Below are 20,117 nucleotides of genomic sequence, written 5' to 3' on the forward strand. Positions count from 1 at the left end.
TAGAGCGTGTTCAATTCACAAGATACAAAGCCCGTTAAAAGAGCAAAGCCCATTAAAAGAGCAAAGCAAAAATAGGAGCCTGGCCGCTGCCATCAGATTCTGCGGTCAGGTCATACTCATAGAAACAAGCATAGTCGTCATTCACTTATGTTTTCTATGATGGTTTTTTTCTGCCTTTCAGGTCAATCTGAAATGAGTGTAAGAGGTTTAGAAATCAGACAGCATACCCGTCTTAATTTCTGCTCCTTAGGAGGCTCATAAGCAATGAAGCGCAGCTGAACGTCATGGATATCTGCACTGGCAAACAGGCAGCTGAACTCTTTCTGGAGTTCTTGCTTAATGGCTGGCGTTAAATTTTTAACGGCGACAGCGATTTCCTGCTCAGAAAGCTGAAAGACCTGGTATTCTCTGATGTAATCTGTAAAGAGAAAGCAGCGCCTGATAAAGTCCGGATAGATGATAACTTCTTTTCCTTTACTGTTTTTAAAGTAAAAAATATCATCAGACCGACCTTCAATTTTTTCGATAACCTGTAAAAGGGAGCCGCAGGGACAGCTTTCACTGCTATCGACTAAAATATCATTCAAATGATAGGCGATAAAGGGCTGTGACTGCCGCTTGAAATCAGTAATGATAGGATAAAAACGCTTATCATCAATATAATGCTTTTCAAACTTAATACCATCTTCGTTGAGATGCAGGCGGCCGCAGTCACAACTGTATCCCAAAAAACCTTCTGTTGCCTGATAAATTTGATGGATGAACGGTTTGCTAAAAGCAGCTGCTATATAATCATGATCCTGTTTTTCCAAAATTTCAGCTACAGAGATAACTTTCTCTGGCTTAATATTTAAGCTTCCCTCTATCTGAAAAGCAGCCAGCCGGCTTAAAATCGACGGCGGGGCGATTAAAATAGTCGGCTGAAGATGGTTCAGCTCCTTAAGCTGATTATCAAGAGAAAGGGTCATATCAAAGTAATGCAGCTTGATAAAGGGAGAACGTACAGTCTCATACAGATTATTGTTTGCCCTTAAGAAGAAGGCTGCTCTATGTCCCAGAAGGTGCCCTTTAGGCAGAAGTTTAGCCAGAATCGTTCCGGCCCAGACCGCCTGTTCCTTAGGACTGGTTAAAAAAATTCCGCGGTGTCCGGAGGTTCCGGAGGAAAGTCCGACTGAAATACCCTCATAGTCTGGCGAAAAATCTCTCAAACGCTCGCTTTGAATCGCTATTTTAAAAGCATCATCTTTTTTAATCCCGACCGTATTCAGCTCATCAAAGTGCGCCATCATAAACTCCTTGTCCATGTGAAAATCAGTTAAATCAGGATGCTTTTGAAAATAAGGTGACTTAGACCGGAAATAAGCAATTTGTTTGTTCACGGCCTTTTTCTGATAGGTCTCCAGAGCACTGCGGGAAGGCCAGTTCTGCAGCCAGCGTGTGCTGATAAAGCTTTGAAGAAAGTAGTACAGTTTCATCTCAGCAGACTCCTTATACGTTTCTCTTGATCATGGCTGACCGCAACCTTGATTCCGGCTGCCATTATTTCTTCCAGCAATACAGCATTTTTTTGGTAACTGCCAAAGTCATTTTGAATAAGCCGAGGAAGCAGACGCATCTGCTTGGTTAAGGGCAGTAAGGGAATCCCCCAAGTGACATCTGCTGCGATAAAAAACTCTTTCTCTGGCAGGAAAAGACAGCACTGACCGTCGGCATGCCCCGATAAGGCAGTCAAAAGCAGGCTGCTGTCACCGAATAGATCGTAGACCGGCAGAAAGGGAAAATCAGGGGTTGATAGATGGGGCTGAATCACCAGCAGACGCTTTGTGAAATCATCGGGCAAAAATTCCCGGAAAATTAAAGAACGCATCCGTCCGTGCTGGTACTCTGCGAAACAGTCTTGTGTGATAATGAATTGTGCTTGTGGGAACTTGCGGACATCGCCAATATGATCGGGGTGCAAATGAGAAAGAATGATATAGCTGATTGCTTCCGGGGCAATGCCTTTATCTGCTAATTGTCTGGAGATAGTCTGTTCAGGTTTTAAAACAATCGGGTTTGGAGCCCGGTAGAGCATATACTTAAGCTTATTGGACATAATCGGATATCCGTAGCCGGTATCGTATAAAATGTAACCTTTTATGCGGTGTTTTATCAGAAAAACTCCGGCAGGGAAAATAAATTTTTTCTTAGGAACAGCTTTAAATAAGAGCTGTGCCAGATTGCTGCAGGAGCCGCAGGCAAAATAGTCAAGAGATTGGATGGTGTCTGACATAATTTTGAACTCCTTCAAGCAGACTTAATTTGGGCCGGTATCCGAGTTCGCGCTCAATCTTATCAATAGACAAGGTCTGACTGTAGGCCAGTAAATAATAAGTATAGCGGGTAAGAGGCGGTTCTTTGGGACTGCGGCAGAAACGGTAGCTAAATTCCAGAAGCCTAACCAAAACACCTAAGAATTTAGCATTGAAAGGGCGAAACTGTACTGTTTTTCCAGCTTCCCTAAAAAAGAGCTCAAGTAAACTTTTAAAGGGGAGAGGCTCACCGTTAGTCACATTGTAAATTTGCCCCAGAGCCGCCTTTTTTTCGAGACAGAGTCTGACAGCATAGGCAGCATTTTCAACACAAGTCATATCAACCAGCTGCTTTCCTTGGTGTAAAAGAGGGATGCCTAAACTGTCGTTAATGCGTAAGAGCCGCGGAATAATACTGCTGTCTCCAACACCAAACAGTCCTCTGGGACGTAAAATAACGCTTGGGACATCTTTTGCTTTTAAGACCAGATGTTCAGCCAAAAGTTTGCTCTTTATGTAATGATTTAGGTTATTCTGCTGAGGAGCCTCGTCTTCGGTCAGGTTCAGCTGATCATGTGCTCTGGCATAGATACTGGGCGAAGAGATGTGTACTAAGCGCTGGCAGTGATATTTTTGACAAAGCTCCAAAATATGCTGTGTCCCTAAAACGTTGGTGTTGTAAAAATCCTGCCAAGGTCCCCAAAGATCAGATAAAGCGCCCGCGTGAATAACCGCTGAACAGCCTTGAATAGCTTTTTCAAGGTCAGAGAGCTGTCTTAAGTCCCCCTGAACAAAAGTCAGTGCGCCGTGCTCTCTTTCCAGCTGTTTGCCGATCTCTTTCCTGCGTCCAAAAGCAACAATTTGATAAGCATGTGCTGCTAATTCACGGACAATATACTGTCCCAAAAAGCCGGTTGCTCCTGTAACTAAAATTTTCATATTTCTCCTAATAAACGATTGATTTCTTTTTCCGCAGCAGCAGAAGGGGAGTAGGCCTGAGCGGCCTGTGAGAGTGCTTTTAAAGCCGGCCAGTCACGCGTCTCTATTAAGGCCGTAAATTCCTTGTCGATTGTCTCAAGCGGGTCAGATCTTTTGAGGCGGCGGCCGGCGCCAAACCAAGCCAAACGTGCGGCATAATCCGGCTGATCATAATCATAGGGAATGGCCAGAGCAGGCTTGCAGTGTCTGATACAGGCATAGGCAATACCTGCTCCGGCATGATGGATAACCGCATCAACCTGAGGCAGAACCGTTTCATAATCAAGATAGGTTCTGACAAAGATATTATCGGCTAAAGGTTCTTTAGCTAAGTCAGAGACTTTCTGACCGAGTGAGACAATGAACTGGATCTGGGGGTGTCGGGCAGCCAGATCGGCTGTGATCTTCAGCATATCTCTTTTTCCCCATAAAAGGTGGGTGCCGTTAGTCACTAAAATCCGTTTGGTGAATTGCTGTTTCCATATTTTTTCTGTCAAAGAGGGCGGCTCTTTCAAATAAGCAGGGCCTGCCCACTTAAGCTGCGGCGGGAAATCGTCACGAAATTCAAATTCTTTCATGCCAAGAGCCAAGATAGATTCCGGAGAGTAAAGGTTTTCCAGACCTTGTTCATTGTAGAGTTTGAATTGATAGGCTGACAGCCTGCGGTGATAGTAAAGAGCGGCGCTGAGTTTAAAAAAATGAACCAGTTTCCTGCCGACAAGATCTCTTGCTTCCCCCCATAAGCTGTTTTTTGGACTTAGTCCGCCCAGATAGCTGGGAATACTGCGGGTACTTTCAATAACAAACGGACTGGGTATCGTTGTTATCCATTTAAACTGCAGTTTTTGATGGAGTAAGGCAATTGGAGCTGCGACAAAGTCTGCTATAACGATATCCGGCTGATAGTCTGAAAAAGCGCATTCCAGCTCAGCAGTCAGCTGTTCAAGAATGGTTAAATACTGCGAGAGCTGTTTTAACATTCCCAGAGCAGAAATCTTTCGTTCCGTGTTGGCAATCCGTTCAAAGGCATAAGGGTCCTCTGCATGAATCACCTGACAGGAAAAACCGCTGGCTGCAGTAATCTCCTTTTTAGCTAAACCGGTGTAGACACAGATCTTGTAAGTAGAATTTTTTAAGAGCGGTCTCAGCATTCCCAGCAGCGGATAAAGGTGGCCGCTGAAGGGCGGAGCAACCGCGGCTATTTTAATTCTTTTTGATCTGCTCATAAATAATCCTCCTAATATCAGGATTGCTGGGATAGTCAAAATGACTGCCGGCAGTCCAAGTCTCTACCTGATGCCGGTCTAAAAAGCGCGAATAATAATCTTTACGGCTCTTGATAACATGCAAATCCAGCAGAGGGAGGGCAGGAAGGCTGTAAGCGACTGGACCAAGAGCGAATACTTTTAAAGGGTAAATCAATTCTTCCTGCTGCAGCAGGAGAGACAGGAGATTTAAGCCCTGGCTTTGGGTGATGATAACACAGTCCCGATACTGCAGGACAGGTTTTAGAAGGCGGCATACCATATTTTGAAACTCTTTGTCAAAAACAGTATGCCCAAAATAATGGATATTAGACCAGCTCGCTTTAAGTAGGGAGATGCTTTTGCTTTTGTCATGTTTAAACTGCTGATGGTAGGGAAAATTACTAAAGACAGGACTGTAACCTGCCAGACTTAATTCCTGCAGCAGGTCTTTTTGGACAGCGCTTAAGGCAGCCGTTTCCAGCTGGCTGCTGCCGCTTAGAAGCAGCAGTAGTTTATCCTGGTTTAAGAGGCTTCCCTGCTTTTCATCGAGCTGCTGAAGCTGCTTTTTATAATGGCTGAAATTAAACATAACGAATCTTTCCATCGATAACTTGAATTTTTCTTTGCCGCCAGACAATCACAGGTCCCGTTACCAAGGTATAAAGATAAATAAAAGGGAGGAACAAATCGTTTAGGCATTCAAAACCAATCGTTAGAAGTGTTTCCTTTTTTTTCAGCATATGCCAGCGGAACAGGTATTGTGCAGAAGCCTTCAGCAGAAGCAAAGCAAGTCCCCATATCAATTCTTGATAACCGAAAAAAAGACTGCTGACCAGCAAGCAAAACGGCAAAACGGCGGGGAAAAAAGCGATAAGTAAAAAAGGGAAAGAAACAGCCTGCTTCATAAAAACATTAGCAAAGAGCAGCCATCTTTTTAGCAGAAGCAGATAATGGTGTCCTGAATGGACAGTGGTTCGGACTTGGCAGAACAGTCCGGACTGAATGATTCTGATATGCTCTGATTGGCAGACTGTGGCCAGAGCTAAATCATCGCACAGCCAGTCCTGAATCCGCTCAAAAAGATGATAGTTTTTGAAAGTGGCGGTTTTAGCAAAATAAAACATGCCATTAATCGACTGGCTTTTCTTGAGAGCAGCCATTGAAAAGTAAGTAAAAAAAGACTGGCTGCTGACAAAGGCTGCAAGTAGAGCCGACCAAAAGGTTTCATTATCATCATTATAAGGGATACCGGTTACCAGCCAGTCATCAGCTTGATTGCTGTACAGTTTGATTTGGGGTAAAACAGCCTTATCAATAATACTGTCATCATCCAGAACGATTGTATAAGCAGTATCAACAAATTGCAATCCTTTTTGCAGTTTAAAGACTTTTGGATTAAGACTGTCCGGCACCTCTTCACAATATATCAGATGAATCCGTTTGGAATTAGGCTGCCTATCTATAATACTGCGGCAAATATCCTGTGCCAATTTATCATCTTGATCGACCAGCCAAATGAACTGCATATCCTGAGTATGATCAAGATTAGCCTGCAGACAGTCAGAAAGCCGTTTATCTCCGGATAAAATAGGCTGCAGTACCGTATAATCACTGTCCTTTAAAACAAGGTCAGAGCTGGAAGGGAGCTGTTTAAAGTAGTGCTGTGCTAAAACCATGCGCAGTCCAAATAACAGAACAAAAGCTAAGAGGCTGATGAGATAAAACATTTTAACTCCTAAGTCTGTCTAAAAAGTTAGCTATCAAAAATAAGCTGATGCGAGTCGGTAAAATTTTAAATAGGCCGTCAAGAGTTCGGCTTCCTAAGCCAAAAACAGCAAAAGGCCGCCTGCTGCTGCAGATTGACAGGATTTTTCTGGCTGCTGTCTGTGGTGAAAGCTGGCCTCTTTTTTCAGCCTGTTTGGGACCTAAAAAAGCTGTGGCAACAGGCCCCAAACAGACTGCCTGAATGATAATACCGCTCTTTTTCAATTCCTGATTCAGGCTCAAAGAATAAGAGAGCATAGCTGCTTTGCTGGCACTGTACATAGCCATATAAGGATGAGGAAAGCGTGCGGCCAGCGAACAGACAGTGATAACCCTGCCCTTTTGTTCAGCAGCCAGCCATTTCTGACAAAAAGCTTTTGTGAGAGTGACCGGACTTAAAAAATTAAGCTGCAGCATCTGCTCGTCATCATAGGCAGAAATGCTCAACGCTTCTGCAATCTCCCCTCTGCCAGCACAATTAATCAGTAAATCAATATCTAAATCAGTTAAAGCAGATAAATCTGACGATTGGGACAAATCAGCTGCTATGATTTGACAATCGATTTGATAAGACTGAATCAAATCTTGTTGCAGCTGCAAAAGAACAGACTGTCTTCTGGCAGTTAAAATGAGATCCACCTTGTTTTCAGAAAGCAGGTAGGCGACTTCACGCCCTATCCCTGAACTGGCTCCGGTTAGAAGTGCCCGCATAATGTCATCTCCTATTTTTCCCCATTATAACATACTATAATCAGAAAATTTATCAAAAAACAAACAGACAGAACAGCCCGTCTTTATTAGTTTGAAATCCCCAGTATTTATAAGGAATCTCTGTCCCATCTCTGCCCAGTTTATTAGTGAGGTCGCTGTTCCTTGCTTGACAAGGGATAAGAACGTCCAATCAGCCGCTGCGTCAAACGCATCTGTCTAAAAAGTGAAACGAGGCAGGACTTTTATCCCAGCCTCGTTTCTTGCTCTTCAATGGCAGACAGCAGCGCAGGCACTTATTTCCCACTAAGCATTGTCTTTTCTATTCGCTGCCATCTTTCTCAGCAGCAGAAAAAACAATTTCTGATTCTTGCTTTCTCTGATTCAAGCAAATCTCCGATTAACTGCAGAGCAGTAGGTAAAAACCGGCCTTCTCTGAAGTGAGAGCCTATTATAGTATGCTTATTTTTTAAAGGTCATGTCCAGCCAGTCTAAAACAATATGATTCATGAGTCTCAGATTATTGACCTGACAATGGGCATCCGCACCGCTGAGACTGTCAAATTCTTTAAGCGTAACTGGAATTCCTCTTGCAGACAGGTTTTGGCTTAATACTCTGGCTTGCCTCAGGAGTTCAGGGCTCTCCCCTTTTCCAGCTAGAAATAAAGACGGGACGGCGATTTGCTCTCTATTTACTGTCTGTGCCTGTCTTAAAACCTCTTTGACCGCCAAAGCAAAGTTCTCTGTTCCGAACTGCCAGGCATATTTTCCCAGACTGACATCAGTCACAGCATTGAAATGAGACAGAAGCTTCCCCGCAAACCGCAAAATCGGGTGAGGCAGTGAAAGGACTTGCCCAAAAGAACGCCGGAAAACCGCTTTGATATCGTAAATCGGTGTGGAAGCAATCCAGGCCTTGATTCTTTTATCTTTTTCAACGGCCTGTGCTGTGAAATAGCCGCCTCCGCTCAATCCCATAAGCGCAATCTGTTCTGACGGCGCTTCATACCAGTCCAGAACAGCTGAAACGGCTTGAGCGGCATCAATAGTAAAAGTGAGATTTCTTGCCGGGTTGATACCTTGCCCCGGTAAATCAACCATCAGTACATTATAGTCCGCCAGATAAGCCTGCCGGCCAAGAAAATAAAACAAATCAACTCTGCCGGTATCGCCGCCTCCGATTATCAGCAGAGTGGCTTGTTTATCCTTCTTGCTTTTTAATTGATAGCCCGGTAAATAGGTTTTTTGGTAAGGGACTGTGATTTCCTGCAGGGGAAAGCCGGCTGAGCGAGCTCCTTTGAAGAAGTTATTTTCCATTTCCCGATAGGCTGTCTGATAATCAGCTGTTTCTGGTTTGGAAAACTGCAGAGCCGCTTTTAAAGCATAGCAAGCTCCAAAATACTGCTGCGAGGCCGTGCGGTAAAAGCCGTTTTTTGCAGAGAGCTGTGCCTGCTCTGACAGGTAATAAGCATGTCTGGAGAAGGCCTGTACCCAATCCATAGGATTTCCGTCTCTTATCTCTTCTGAAATAGCAAGGATTTCCTCAGGACTCATACCGATTAACTGACTGATTCCTAAATTCCAGTTCAAGGTAAAATTCATGTCTTCATTGCGAAAGATTCTTGTCCTCCCCTGTCTTTTTAGGAGTACTTTGCTTTTCTTCATAGCTACCTCCTTTAAATGTCTTGATAATAGTCATAACAGCTTGATCTAGCTGTTTATATAAGTCAGCTGTATTTAAAAATTCCTGAGCATATTCGCTATCGCCTTGATGCCAAAGGGCTGCCTGCTCAAATAAAAGCCGCATTTCATTTAGAATCTGCATGCGGTGAGACAGGTAGAAGACAATGCCATAGAGGTGAGGGCTGATTTGCCGTTCGCGGCTGTTCTCAAGCCGCTGATAGCCAATCAGCTGTTTATCTGCCAAGGAACGGAGAGCTGTGCTGGTGCTGGCCTTTGAAAGACCAAGTTCTTTTAAAATGCGGTTGAAGGTCACCGAGTTCTTTTCTTCCATAATCAAGAAAGCCAAAATCAGCGCTTGATTTTTGGGGAAATCCAATCCTGTAAAAATTCTGCTGATATCTTCTATTTTTTTAAACTTTTCTGTGCCCATATTCCCTCTTTTTAAATTATAATTAGTTTAGTTCATTATGAACTAAACTAATTATAGCCTGATTCCCTTAAAAGTTCAAGCAAAAATCCCTTCTCACATTTTGATAAGAAGGGATTTACTTTTTATACCGATTTTACTGAAGCCGTATTACTAAAGCCACATAGCTGTTAAGATGGTTTTGTCACCATTAGGTAAAGAAAATAAGGAGCACCGATAACGGAGACGACAATTCCTGTCGGAATACCGGTACCGACCAGCAGCACGCGCCCAATTGTGTCAGCGGTGAGTAGAATAAAGATACCCACAAACATTGAAGCCGGAAGAACAAGACGGTGATCGCCTCCAAAGATTCGGCGCGTAATATGCCCTGCCACCAGACCGACAAAAGTAATGTTTCCTACTAAAATCACACTGAATGCTGCCAAAGCAGTGGAGAGGATAAGCGTATAGAGACGTTCCCTTTGCAGCTGCAGACCAAGCGCAAGGGCCGTCTGTTCATTGAGGTTCATAATATTAAGCGCATAGCTGCGGCTGTAAGTTATCACCCAAAGCAGAATCAGAATCGGTGCAAAAAGAGTCAGCATTGTCCAGTTCCCGCCTGTTACCTTACCGCTCAGCCACTCAACAATATAGGACATCTTATAGTCATCAAGTTTAGAAATAATAGTGACCATAGCACCTGAAAGCATGCTGGAAACACCGACTCCGGTCACAATTAAGCGATTCGGGCTGACCCCGTGATTTTTTTTTCGTGAAATGAAGTAAACTGCCATAATGGTTGTTCCGCCGCCAAGCATAGCAAAAATCGGTGTCATACTGACAGCGGCGGGATTGCTGAAATCAGTCAGGCCGACAGCAAAAGCAACAGCCAGACCGGCTCCGGTGTTTATCCCCAGAATCCCAGAATCAGCTAAGGGATTTTTGGTTAGTGTCTGCAGGAGAACACCGGCAAGTGCCAAGGAAGCACCGCCCAGAATGCAGGCGATAATCCGCGGCAGTCTGATTTGACTGATAATCAGCAGCATGAGCCTGCTTTTACTGCCGCCAAAAACAGCAAAAACATCTTTAAATGAAGAATTAGCATAGCCGACTGAGAGTGATACAGCAACTGTCAGGACTAAAAGAAGCAGCAAGAGGGCAAAGCGCAGTCTGATTTGTTTATAAGACATCATAGATTTTTACCCTTTCTGACCAGCCAGAGAAAATAAGGCAGGCCAATGATAGAAATAATAGCACTGATTGGTGTCTCAGCAGGCGGATTCAGGGTACGGCAGACAATATCAACCCACAGCATGAATGTGGCACCAGCGAAGGCAGTCATAGGCAGCAGAATACGGTAATTTTTAGGAAGGAACATTTGCATAAAATGCGGAATGATCAATCCGATAAAGGAAATGGATCCGACTAGAGCAACAGCTCCGGCTGACATTAATAAGACAATAGCCAGCAGGCTGACAGTAATAGCAAATGTATGCTGGCCCAAAGCTTTGGCTACTGTTTCATTCAAACTGAGAATCGTCAGCTGATGAGCCAGTAACTGTGCTAAAATCAGACCAGCTGCGATGAAAGGAGCGATGATGGCCAGCATCCTCCAATTAATCTGGATCAGGCCGCCAGCCTGCCAGCCAATAACAGCTGTTGACAGATTAAAATAAATGGTTACTGCCTGGCCGAGAGCAGAAAACAGGGTGGATACCATAGCACCAGCCAGAATTAACCGCAGCTGATTATAGCCTTTTCCTTTCTGGTAAGACAGGCCGAAAACCAGCAGAGCCGAAGCAAAAGCACCGATTAAACAGACTGTTAAAATCCGTGTATAGTGCATATTATCAAAGACAGCATAAGCGATAATTAAGGCCAGCCCGCTGCCCGCATTTATGCCTAACAGACCGGGATCGGCAATCGGATTGCGTGTTACCCCCTGCATAATAGCTCCGGCCTGAGCCATAGCGGCACCGACCAGAATAGCAGCAAGTGTTCGAGGCAGCCGCAAATCGACAATCACATCCTGCTCCCTTGAATCCGTTAAAGGATGCTTAAGCACTTCAAGGAGCTGTGTATGACTGTAAGTCACAGCTCCAAAGCGCAGCCCTGCATACCAGCCGAAGACAAAAAGCAGCAGTATCAAAATGACAGCCAGCCAAAGTGTTTTAGACTGGCCACTGCGGCTGAGAAAAAATTTTTCACTCATCATACGATGCCACTTCTGCTAAGAATTAGCGTCTTTGACAGCCTTGACGAAGGCATCAATCTGTAAGTCCAGGGACATCGGGTCAGAGAAGTAAAAAAGATTGTAGTCAACTTCAAGCGCGTGCCCATTTTTAACAGCCGGAAGACTCTGCCAAATATCACTTTCTTTAAGGGAAGTCGCAGCCTCTTGGGTACTGGAATTAACATTTACAATTGCATAATCACCGACATAATCGGGAAGAGCTTCTTGCGAAACGCCGAACCAGCCGTCTTTAAAAACGTCATCAACAACTTTTTGAGGTGCAGGATAACCCAAGGACTCATAGATTAATTCCCCGCCGCGGCCGAAGTTGTCGCCGTACAGATAGATATTTTTATCATAAAAATCCATAACCGTAAAGGTTGTATCTGCATCCAAATAATCAGCTAACTCCTCCTTAGCTTGCTCAGTTTTTTCTTTCCAGGCGTCAAGCCAAGCCTGAGCTTCTTTTTCCTTGCCGAAAATTTTTCCGAGATCGGTTATCATCTGTAAATAATCACTTTTACCATAAGAGATTTCGATAACTGGCGCAATTTCTTTGAGGGGTTCCAGATTATCATCGCCGGAAAAAACAAGAATTAAGTCCGGTTCTTCAGCAGCAATGGCTTCAGTATCAGAAGTTGTTAACTGCACAGCGTCCTTTAACTGGTTACCAAAAGCAGCACTGTTTTTTTCAAGATCAAGCGAGTAACTGGACACATCAACCCCTAACTCTAAGAGGTAGCCTGTGTAAGAATAAGCAAAATTCACCACTTTTTTGGGATTTTCAGGGATATCACCATAATAGGTAATCCCTTCAATCTCAGGCATAGAAGAAAGAGCAGCAGAATCTTTATTATCATTTCTGCTGCAGGCAGCAAGAAAACAAACTGCCGCAAAAACAGTCAAACAAAATAAAATCTTTTTCATCACAACACTCCAAAAACAAGATACAAAGCCCGTTAAAAGAGCAAAGCAAAAATGACGGTAAGCCAGAAATCTTCGATTTCGTCGGCGCACCTCTGCCAGGACGACTAGAAGGCTGCGGTCGGCCGTTAAGACGACAAAGCCTTCAGACGTCTACGGCTGATGGTAACTAAGTAACGACACAAATTTCCAGCCCCTCACTCTCCCGTTTCTAGATTCGGGCTGAAATCATCCACTGGATGATTTCACTGCACAGCTCTTAGGGCGTGTTCAGTTCACAAGATACCAAGGGCGTTCAAGCTCACAGCAAAAATAGGAGCCTGACCGCCGAGTCACTAAAGACTCTAGGAAGGGCTGTCTTTTTTGCAAAGAGCTTAGCCCGTGTTCAATTCGACAAGATACAAAGCCCGTTAAAAGAGCAAAGCAAAAATGACGGTAAGCCAGAAATCTTCGATTTCGTCGGCGCACCTCTGCCAGGACGACTAGAAGGCTGCGGTCGGCCGTTAAGACGACAAAGCCTTCAGACGTCTACGGCTGATGGTAACTAAGTAACGACACAAATTTCCAGCCCCTCACTCTCCCGTTTCTAGATTCGGGCTGAAATCATCCACTGGATGATTTCACTGCACAGCTCTTAGGGCGTGTTCAATTCGACAAGATACAAAGGGCGTTCAAGCTCACAGCAAAAATAGGAGCCTGACCGCCGAGTCACTAAAGACTCTAGGGAGGGCTGTCTTTTTTGCAAAGAGCTTAGCCCATGTTCAATTCACAAGATACAAAGCCTCTTTCAAATTTCTACAGACAGTGAAATTAGAAATAAGCAAGAGCTGTCTCTTTTACAATGAGATTTGAGGCTCTGTTTTGCAGTTTAATAAGATATTAGCTTAACGTTTATAAAGCTAAAGCGGATTTTGAGTTTTTCTGCATTCTGATGGCAGATCAGCCGCCAATAGCTATCTTATTAAATTTATCTATATAAGCTGGTAAGTCAGCAATATTGGACATTTATGGATAGGATCTTCAATAATTTCAGCCTTTATTTGGAAAATATCGCGCAAAACCGCATCAGTCATAATATCTGAAACACAGCCGTAATATTTTATTGCCCCATTTTTCATAGCAATAAGCTGATCAGAAAAGCGAGCTGAAAGGTTTAAATCATGAAGAACCATGATAATCGTTTTTTGAGATTTTGAATTGAGCGTTTTCAGCAATTCTAAAATCTCAAGCTGATGGTTCATGTCCAAGTAAGTTGTCGGTTCGTCAAGAAAAATCGTATCTGTATCCTGAGCCAGAGCCATTGCAATCCAGACCCGCTGTCTCTGACCGCCTGACAGCGAATCAACATCTGCGTTAGCGAATTGAGTGACTTTGGTTGCTTCCATAGCCCAGTGGATTTTACTGCGATCCGCATCACTTAGACTCCCCAAATATTTTTGATGGGGGAACCGTCCGTAGGAGACTAATTCATAAACTGAAATCCCTTCAGTAGCTTCTAAAACCTGAGGCAGCAGGGCAATCTTCTGAGCAACCGCCTTGGTCGGTAAGTGGGCAATGGCCTGACCGTCAATATAAATCTGACCGCTTTTTAATGCCTGAATACGGGTCAGAGCTTTGAGCAAGGTGGACTTGCCAGATCCGTTAGCCCCGATAATGGTCGTTATCTGCTTATCCGCAAGTTTTAGAGACAGATTGTCAATAACAGTCTGTTTATCATAAGCCACAGAAATGTTTTCAGCACGAATGTCTGACATATAGGACCTCCTTTCTAAATAGACTGAAGAAGCTGTCTTTAATCCTTATCCGGCTTCCTGTCGGCTAAGCAAGGAGCTTACAACAGGGCGGATTTATTATCAAGACAGCGCTTCTATTTTACAAGCAGCCTAAAACATAAAGTTTTACAGCAAAATCTTGTAAAATTACCATTTATTATAGCATAGAAAAAAGGCTTAAAAAAGCCTTTTCAGAGATATTTTAGAACTTTTAGTCTTGTTTAGAACGGTTAAAAAGAAGGGACCAGAAAGGTCCTTGCTATCTTTTGCTGGCTCAGCAATAGCTTTTGGCCGTTTCTAGATCTCCCGCATAGGGAGCGCGTTTTCCCTCAACAATTTGGTAGGCATCAGCGCCTTTTCCTGCGATAATAACTGCATCTTTGTCAGTCTGTGTCAGGCTGAGACCGGCTTTAATGGCCTGCTTGCGATCAACGATGATTTGAACAGGCCTGCTGATATGTCGGGCTATTTCTTCGGAAATGGTTTGCGGGTCTTCAAAATTAGGATCATCAGCCGTTAAAATAACCTGTAAATCAGGATGGGCATTAATGACATGGGCAAAGTCCTTTCGCCTGCTCTCTCCTTTATTGCCCGGAGCTCCGATTAAAAGAATAATTTGACCGCTGTGATAAGTTTCAACCACCCTGACTAATTTTTCCAGACTGTCACCATTGTGGGCATAATCGATAAAGACATTGGCGCCATTAGCCTGTCTCAGCACCTCCATCCGCCCGGGGACAGTCGTTTCAGCAATCCCTTTTTGAATATCAAAAGGAGAAATTCCAAGTCTGAAACAGGCTAACCCAGCGGCCAGCGCATTTTCCTGATTGAAGGCACCGATTAGCTGAATGCTATAGTCTCCAGCCAGCTGGCCGGTAACTTCAAAAGAAAAGGCCTGAGAATGATGGATCTGATTGTCTGACTGAGAGCCGTAAAAGGCATGCGGTTTAAGGCCGGTCTGTTCCGCCAGAAGTGAGAAATGGTCCATATCACTGTTAATAACGACAAATTTGCTCTTGTCTATCAGCTGGCGCTTGTGATAGAAATAATCTTCAAAAGTTGGGTGCTCAATCGGCCCGATATGATCCGGGCTGATATTGAGAAAGACCCCGACATCAAATTGAAGGCCATAAACCCGGCTGGTCAGATAAGCTTGGCTGGAAACCTCCATAATCAGATGACTCCTGCCATTTGCTGCGGCTTCTGCCATCATCGCAAATAAATCCAGACTTTCAGGGGTGGTTAATTGTGATTTAAAAAAGTTTTGACCGTCTAGGGTTGTGTTCATGGTTGAGAGCAGAGCCGGTTTATGGTTTTGCTTGAGAATGTGATAAGCAAAGTAAGCAGCAGTTGTTTTTCCTTTTGTGCCGGTGATGGCAAGGAGCTTCAGTTTATCCTGTGGGTTATCATAAAATTCCATGGCAATAAGACTCATTGCCTTCTTGATATCTGTCACAAGGACTGCAGGAATACCGACATCATAATCCTGTTCGGCTACGTAAAACTGCAAACCGGCAGCAACAGCGCTTTCCAGATAGCGCTTCTTAAAAGCTGCTCCTTTGACGAAAAAAAGCGTCTGAGCATCGGCAGACCGGCTGTCATAACTGATTTTTGAAAAGGAAAAGGGCTTTTCCCAAGTGAAATAGTAGTTCTGTCCTGCTATAATTTCCCGAAAATTGCAGTCTTTTTTTAAAATCTCTAATGTCTTTTCAATAGTAATCATACTCCTATTTTAGACTGAATGGTCCCGTTTTACAAGTAGCGGGCAAAAGTTTATAATAATTAATAGTCTTTGATATTAATTTGAGAAGGAAAAGCTATGTCTGAAAACGAAAAAAAAATGTCCCAGCAGGCTCAGATGGTCCGCGGGACGGCTTGGCTGACGGCCTCTAACTTCATCAGCCGCCTGCTCGGGGCTCTTTACATTATCCCTTGGTATGCCTGGATGGGGACACATGCCGAAGAAGCCAATGCCTTATTTGGAATGGGCTATAATATTTATGCCCTCTTCCTGCTGATTTCAACGGCAGGTATCCCTGTCGCTATCGCTAAACAAGTTTCCAAATATAATACCTTGGGTCAGATGCAGACCAGTTATCAGCTTTTGCGCAGGATTTTGCTCTATATGCTCGGTTTTGGTCTGATTTTTGCGCTGAGTATGTATATCGGCTCTCCCTTGCTGGCTGCCTGGAGCGGGGGCGGTGCAGATCTGGTTCGTGTGATGAAAAGTCTGTCCTGGGCTGTCCTGATTTTCCCGGCTATGAGTGTTTTGCGCGGTTTTTTTCAAGGTTTCAATAATTTAAAGCCCTATGCCATGAGCCAAATTGCAGAGCAGGTCATCCGCGTTATTTGGATGCTGCTGACAGCCTTCATTATTATGAAAATCGGTTCCGGCGACTATGTTGCTGCCGTTGTACAGTCGACATTTGCGGCTTTTATTGGGATGATTGCCAGCTTGGGGGTTCTGTTTGCTTTTTTGTGGAAAGAAGGAATGTTCCGGGCTATTTTTACTAGGCAGCCTCAGCATGCTGATATCAACACCAATGCTCTCATTATTGAAACCTTTAAAGAAGCGATTCCTTTTATTATCACCGGTTCAGCGATTCAGATTTTTCAGCTTGTTGATCAGTGGACTTTCGTCAATACTATGGAGAGTTTCACCGATTACAGCAACCGAGAGCTCCATATCCTCTATGCTTATTTTTCTTCAAATCCTAATAAGATTACAATGATTTTGATTTCCATTGCCACAGCAATCGGCGGTGCCGGCATTCCCCTGCTGACTGAAAACTTTGTCAATCAGGATCAAAAAGCGGCCGCCCGTTTAGTTGTCAACAATATCCAGATGCTGCTTTTAGTGCTTGTTCCTGCTCTGGTTGGGGCAATCGCTTTAGCAGAGCCGCTTTATACTTTATTCTACGGTGCTCCCAGTCAGACGGCTCTGTGGCTTTTTGTAGCTGCTTTAGCCCAGGTTATCTTTCTGGCTTTATACAGCATGCTGGCCCCTATGCTGCAGGCACTGTTTGAAAACCGTAAGGCAATCTATTATTTCATCTACGGTCTGCTTCTTAAATGTGTCCTGCAGATTCCAGGGATTTGGTTTTTCCAGGCTTACGGCCCTCTGCTGACTACGGCTGTCGGTTTAAGCTTACCGATTTTTCTAATGTACCGGCAGATTCACAAAGTAACCCATTTCAGCCATCAGGCTATTCTTAGAAAAACACTGCTGATTGCCATAATGACAGTTATTATGGAAATTGCTGTTATTCTGTCCATTCTGCTTTTTAAACCTTTCTTAGAACCAGCTACGCGTCTGGGAAGCATTCTCTATCTGGCTTTGATTGGGGCTGTCGGTATAGCTGTTTACGGCTATCTGTCTTTGGCTACCCGCACTGTGGATCCTTTATTAGGCAGCCGAGCAGAAAGCCTGCGTCAGAGGCTGCACATTAAGGCAAGGCGGTGACTGTTAAGCCGTTTCTAACAGCAAAAAAAGACCCTCCCTTGAGTTACTAAACCCCCAAGGGAGTTTTTTTACAAAGAAGTCAGAAGCGTACTCAGTTAATCAAGCTGCAGAGTCTGTTAAAAGAGCTAAACAAAAGACGAAAAGTCTGACATCTCTCCTCCCCCGCTAAGACGATAAAGCCTTCAGACGTCTCCGACAGGCGGTAGGTTAAGAATAGCAGGGACAGAATTTTTTCATTTTTCTTCTTTGTCAGCTTTGCTATAAAAAAAAGCTATAACCCCCTATTAGGAAATAAAATAGCCAAAGACCTATTTACAGCAGGAATAAGTGATAGAATAGTAAGAAGATACAGAAAAGGAGAAGGGAAAGATAATGACAAAACAATTAGGCTTGGGAACGATTCTGGCTCATGCGGGCATTAAATCTGATAAAGCCACAGGAGCACTGGCTGCCCCGCTGCATTTTTCAACCACCTATCAGCATCCGGAATTCGGGCAGTCGACAGGCTTTGACTATACCCGTACAAAGAATCCGACCCGGGCAGCCTTAGAAAAAACTTTAGCTGCTATTGAATATGCTGATTTTGCTTTGGCAACCAGCTCTGGTATGAGTGCTGTTGTTTTGGTTTTTGAAACTTTTCCAATCGGCAGCAAGGTTGTTGCAGCCCGAGATCTTTATGGCGGTTCTTTCCGCTGGTTTGATGAGCAGGAGAAGAACGGCCGCTTTTTCTTTACATATGCTCAAACAGAAGAAGACCTGCTGGCAGCTATCACAGATGATACAGATATTGTTTATTTAGAAACGCCGACTAACCCTTTAATGATTGAGTTTGATATTGAAAAGATAGCCCGGCTGGCTCATGAAAAGGGAGCAAAAGTGCTTGTTGACAATACTTTCTACAGCCCGGTTTATCAAAATCCTCTTTTACTGGGGGCAGATGCTGTTATCCATTCGGCAACGAAATATTTATCAGGACATAATGATGTTTTGGCAGGTGCTGTTATGACCAATGATCAGAACCTTTATGATAAGCTTTTTTATAATCACAATACAACCGGTCCAACCCTTTCTCCTTTTGATTCTTATCTGCTGATGCGCGGTTTGAAGACACTGAAACTGCGTATGGAAAAAGCGACAGAAAACGCTCAAAAAATAGCAGCTTTTCTGAAGCATTCCCCAGCTGTCAAAGAAGTGTACTATACAGGCAAAGGAGGCATGGTTTCCTTTAAGGTCTGTCATCCGGCTAAAATTCCTGCTATAATCAATCATCTGGAGCTGATTACTTTTGCTGAAAGTTTAGGCGGTGTAGAAAGCCTGATTACTTATCCTGCGACACAGACACATAAAGATATTCCTGCAGCAGATCGCGAATCATACGGTCTGACCGATGATTTGCTGAGGCTGTCAATCGGTATTGAAGATGCTGCTGATCTCATCGAAGATTTGCAGTCAGCGCTGGAGGGTTAACAGATGCAAACATACGATTTCACCACTAAACCTAACCGCCTCAATCAGTCTTCTGTTAAGTGGCAGAAAAGTGAAAATCAGCCGGATTTGCTGCAGATGTGGGTGGCCGATATGGACTTTTTACCGCTTCCGGCTGTCAAAAAGGCTCTCTCTGATTATGCTGACCAGCATGTTTTTGGCTACACTTACCCAAGCGACAGTTTGTATCAGTCTATACTTGACTGGGAAAAAAATGAGCACGGCTATTCAACGGAAAAAGAACATGTGGTTCTCATCGAAGGGGTCGTTCCGGCTATTTCAACAGCTATTCAGGCCTATACTCAAGAAGGAGAAGCTGTTTTGATTAATACGCCGGTTTATCCGCCATTTGCCCGTTCGGTAAAGTTAAACCAGCGGCAGCTGATTACCAATTCTTTAGTTATCAGAGACGGCCGGTTTACCATCGACTTTACGCAATTGGAAGCAGAAATAATAAAGCATAAGGTAAAACTTTATCTTCTATGCAGCCCTCATAATCCCGGCGGACGCGTCTGGACCAAAGAAGAGCTGCTTAAGCTGCTTGAAATTTGCGAAAGGCATCAGGTTATACTGGTTTCTGACGAGATTCATCAGGATTTAGCCCTTTTTGGGCATCATCACCACTCCATCAATACAATTGACCAGCGTTTTAAGAATTTGACCCTGGTGCTGGCCTCTGCGACAAAAACCTTTAATATTGCGGGAACCAAAACCAGCTTTGCGATTATTGAAAATGATACCCTGCGCAGGGCTTTTAAGAAAAGACAGCTGGGCAATAATCAGCATGAACTCCCTGCGGTTGGCCTATTGGCTACAGAGGCTGCATTTACCTACGGAAAGCCTTGGCTGGAGGAGCTAAAAGCTGTCTTGGAAGAAAACATCACTTACGTTATAGATGTTTTAGCAGAAAACACCAAGATTAAGGTGATGAAACCAGAAGGAACTTACTTGATTTGGCTGGATTTCAGCGCCTATGGCCTGCAGCAGCCGGAGATTAACCAAAAACTGCAAGATGAAGGCCGTCTGGTCTTAAACGATGGTTTCAGCTTCGGTCCTGAAGGTAAAACCTATGCCAGACTTAATGTAGCAGCGCCGCTGACGACTGTCAAAGAAGCCTGCCGAAGGATAATTCAAGTATTTGGGAATAAATAATAATATAA

At 43.9% G+C, this 20,117-nt stretch carries 17 protein-coding genes; 3 read left to right on the forward strand and 14 right to left on the reverse strand.

Translation table 11 applies throughout. The annotated features are described in order from the left end of the window. Positions 1-182: 182 nt before the first annotated feature. The 14 genes from A0O21_RS01615 to A0O21_RS01680 all read right to left on the reverse strand — a co-directional run bounded on the left by A0O21_RS01615 (position 183) and on the right by A0O21_RS01680 (position 15,732). On the reverse strand, positions 183-1,475 hold the full coding sequence (locus A0O21_RS01615; protein WP_067060394.1) for a F390 synthetase-related protein: 1,293 nt from the start codon (positions 1,473-1,475) through the stop codon (positions 183-185). Beyond that, positions 1,472-2,272: an MBL fold metallo-hydrolase gene (locus A0O21_RS01620; RefSeq protein WP_067060396.1), complete on the reverse strand. Its 801-nt coding sequence runs from the start codon at positions 2,270-2,272 to the stop codon at positions 1,472-1,474. The genes A0O21_RS01615 and A0O21_RS01620 overlap by 4 nt, the downstream gene beginning before the upstream one ends. Continuing rightward, positions 2,247-3,230, reverse strand: coding sequence for an NAD-dependent epimerase/dehydratase family protein (locus A0O21_RS01625; protein ID WP_067060398.1), 984 nt, complete (start codon positions 3,228-3,230; stop codon positions 2,247-2,249). Before A0O21_RS01625 ends, A0O21_RS01620 begins: the two co-directional genes overlap by 26 nt. Next, positions 3,227-4,495, reverse strand: coding sequence for a nucleotide disphospho-sugar-binding domain-containing protein (locus A0O21_RS01630; RefSeq protein ID WP_067060400.1), 1,269 nt, complete (start codon positions 4,493-4,495; stop codon positions 3,227-3,229). The genes A0O21_RS01625 and A0O21_RS01630 overlap by 4 nt, the downstream gene beginning before the upstream one ends. After that, positions 4,473-5,120 (reverse strand): hypothetical protein, encoded by a 648-nt coding sequence (locus tag A0O21_RS01635; RefSeq protein WP_148660291.1) that lies wholly within the window; start codon positions 5,118-5,120, stop codon positions 4,473-4,475. Before A0O21_RS01635 ends, A0O21_RS01630 begins: the two co-directional genes overlap by 23 nt. Next, complete coding sequence (locus A0O21_RS01640; RefSeq protein WP_067060404.1) at positions 5,098-6,243, reverse strand: glycosyltransferase; 1,146 nt, start codon at positions 6,241-6,243, stop codon at positions 5,098-5,100. The genes A0O21_RS01635 and A0O21_RS01640 overlap by 23 nt, the downstream gene beginning before the upstream one ends. A gap of 1 nt (position 6,244) precedes the next feature. Then, on the reverse strand, positions 6,245-6,991 hold the full coding sequence (locus A0O21_RS01645; protein ID WP_067060406.1) for an SDR family NAD(P)-dependent oxidoreductase: 747 nt from the start codon (positions 6,989-6,991) through the stop codon (positions 6,245-6,247). A gap of 459 nt (positions 6,992-7,450) precedes the next feature. Further along, positions 7,451-8,653 (reverse strand): alpha/beta hydrolase family protein, encoded by a 1,203-nt coding sequence (locus A0O21_RS01650; RefSeq protein WP_067060408.1) that lies wholly within the window; start codon positions 8,651-8,653, stop codon positions 7,451-7,453. After that, entirely contained in the window at positions 8,595-9,101 is a 507-nt protein-coding gene (locus A0O21_RS01655) for a MarR family transcriptional regulator (protein WP_067060409.1), read from the reverse strand. The genes A0O21_RS01650 and A0O21_RS01655 overlap by 59 nt, the downstream gene beginning before the upstream one ends. Positions 9,102-9,268: 167 nt before the next feature. Then, on the reverse strand, positions 9,269-10,273 hold the full coding sequence (locus A0O21_RS01660) for a FecCD family ABC transporter permease (protein WP_067060410.1): 1,005 nt from the start codon (positions 10,271-10,273) through the stop codon (positions 9,269-9,271). Next, complete coding sequence (locus A0O21_RS01665; RefSeq protein WP_082854385.1) at positions 10,270-11,295, reverse strand: FecCD family ABC transporter permease; 1,026 nt, start codon at positions 11,293-11,295, stop codon at positions 10,270-10,272. The genes A0O21_RS01660 and A0O21_RS01665 overlap by 4 nt, the downstream gene beginning before the upstream one ends. A gap of 15 nt (positions 11,296-11,310) precedes the next feature. Continuing rightward, complete coding sequence (locus A0O21_RS01670) at positions 11,311-12,240, reverse strand: ABC transporter substrate-binding protein (protein ID WP_067060412.1); 930 nt, start codon at positions 12,238-12,240, stop codon at positions 11,311-11,313. Positions 12,241-13,208: 968 nt separating this feature from the next. After that, the gene (locus A0O21_RS01675) at positions 13,209-13,991 is read right to left on the reverse strand and encodes an ABC transporter ATP-binding protein (RefSeq protein ID WP_067060413.1); all 783 of its coding nucleotides are present in this window, start codon (positions 13,989-13,991) and stop codon (positions 13,209-13,211) included. Between the two features lie 292 nt (positions 13,992-14,283). Then, positions 14,284-15,732 (reverse strand): UDP-N-acetylmuramoyl-L-alanyl-D-glutamate--L-lysine ligase, encoded by a 1,449-nt coding sequence (locus A0O21_RS01680; protein WP_067060415.1) that lies wholly within the window; start codon positions 15,730-15,732, stop codon positions 14,284-14,286. A 96-nt stretch (positions 15,733-15,828) separates the two neighbouring features. On the opposite strand from A0O21_RS01680, the gene A0O21_RS01685 reads away from it, so the two are divergent. The 3 genes from A0O21_RS01685 to A0O21_RS01695 all read left to right on the forward strand — a co-directional run bounded on the left by A0O21_RS01685 (position 15,829) and on the right by A0O21_RS01695 (position 20,109). Continuing rightward, a complete protein-coding gene (locus A0O21_RS01685; RefSeq protein ID WP_067060418.1) occupies positions 15,829-17,472 on the forward strand; it encodes a putative polysaccharide biosynthesis protein in 1,644 nt (547 codons plus the stop codon). Between the two features lie 372 nt (positions 17,473-17,844). Beyond that, positions 17,845-18,939: a cystathionine gamma-synthase gene (locus tag A0O21_RS01690; protein WP_067060420.1), complete on the forward strand. Its 1,095-nt coding sequence runs from the start codon at positions 17,845-17,847 to the stop codon at positions 18,937-18,939. A 3-nt stretch (positions 18,940-18,942) separates the two neighbouring features. Then, positions 18,943-20,109 (forward strand): MalY/PatB family protein, encoded by a 1,167-nt coding sequence (locus tag A0O21_RS01695; protein ID WP_067060422.1) that lies wholly within the window; start codon positions 18,943-18,945, stop codon positions 20,107-20,109. Positions 20,110-20,117 lie beyond the last annotated feature (8 nt).

Source organism: Streptococcus pantholopis, assembly GCF_001642085.1.
GTDB lineage: Bacteria > Bacillota > Bacilli > Lactobacillales > Streptococcaceae > Streptococcus > Streptococcus pantholopis.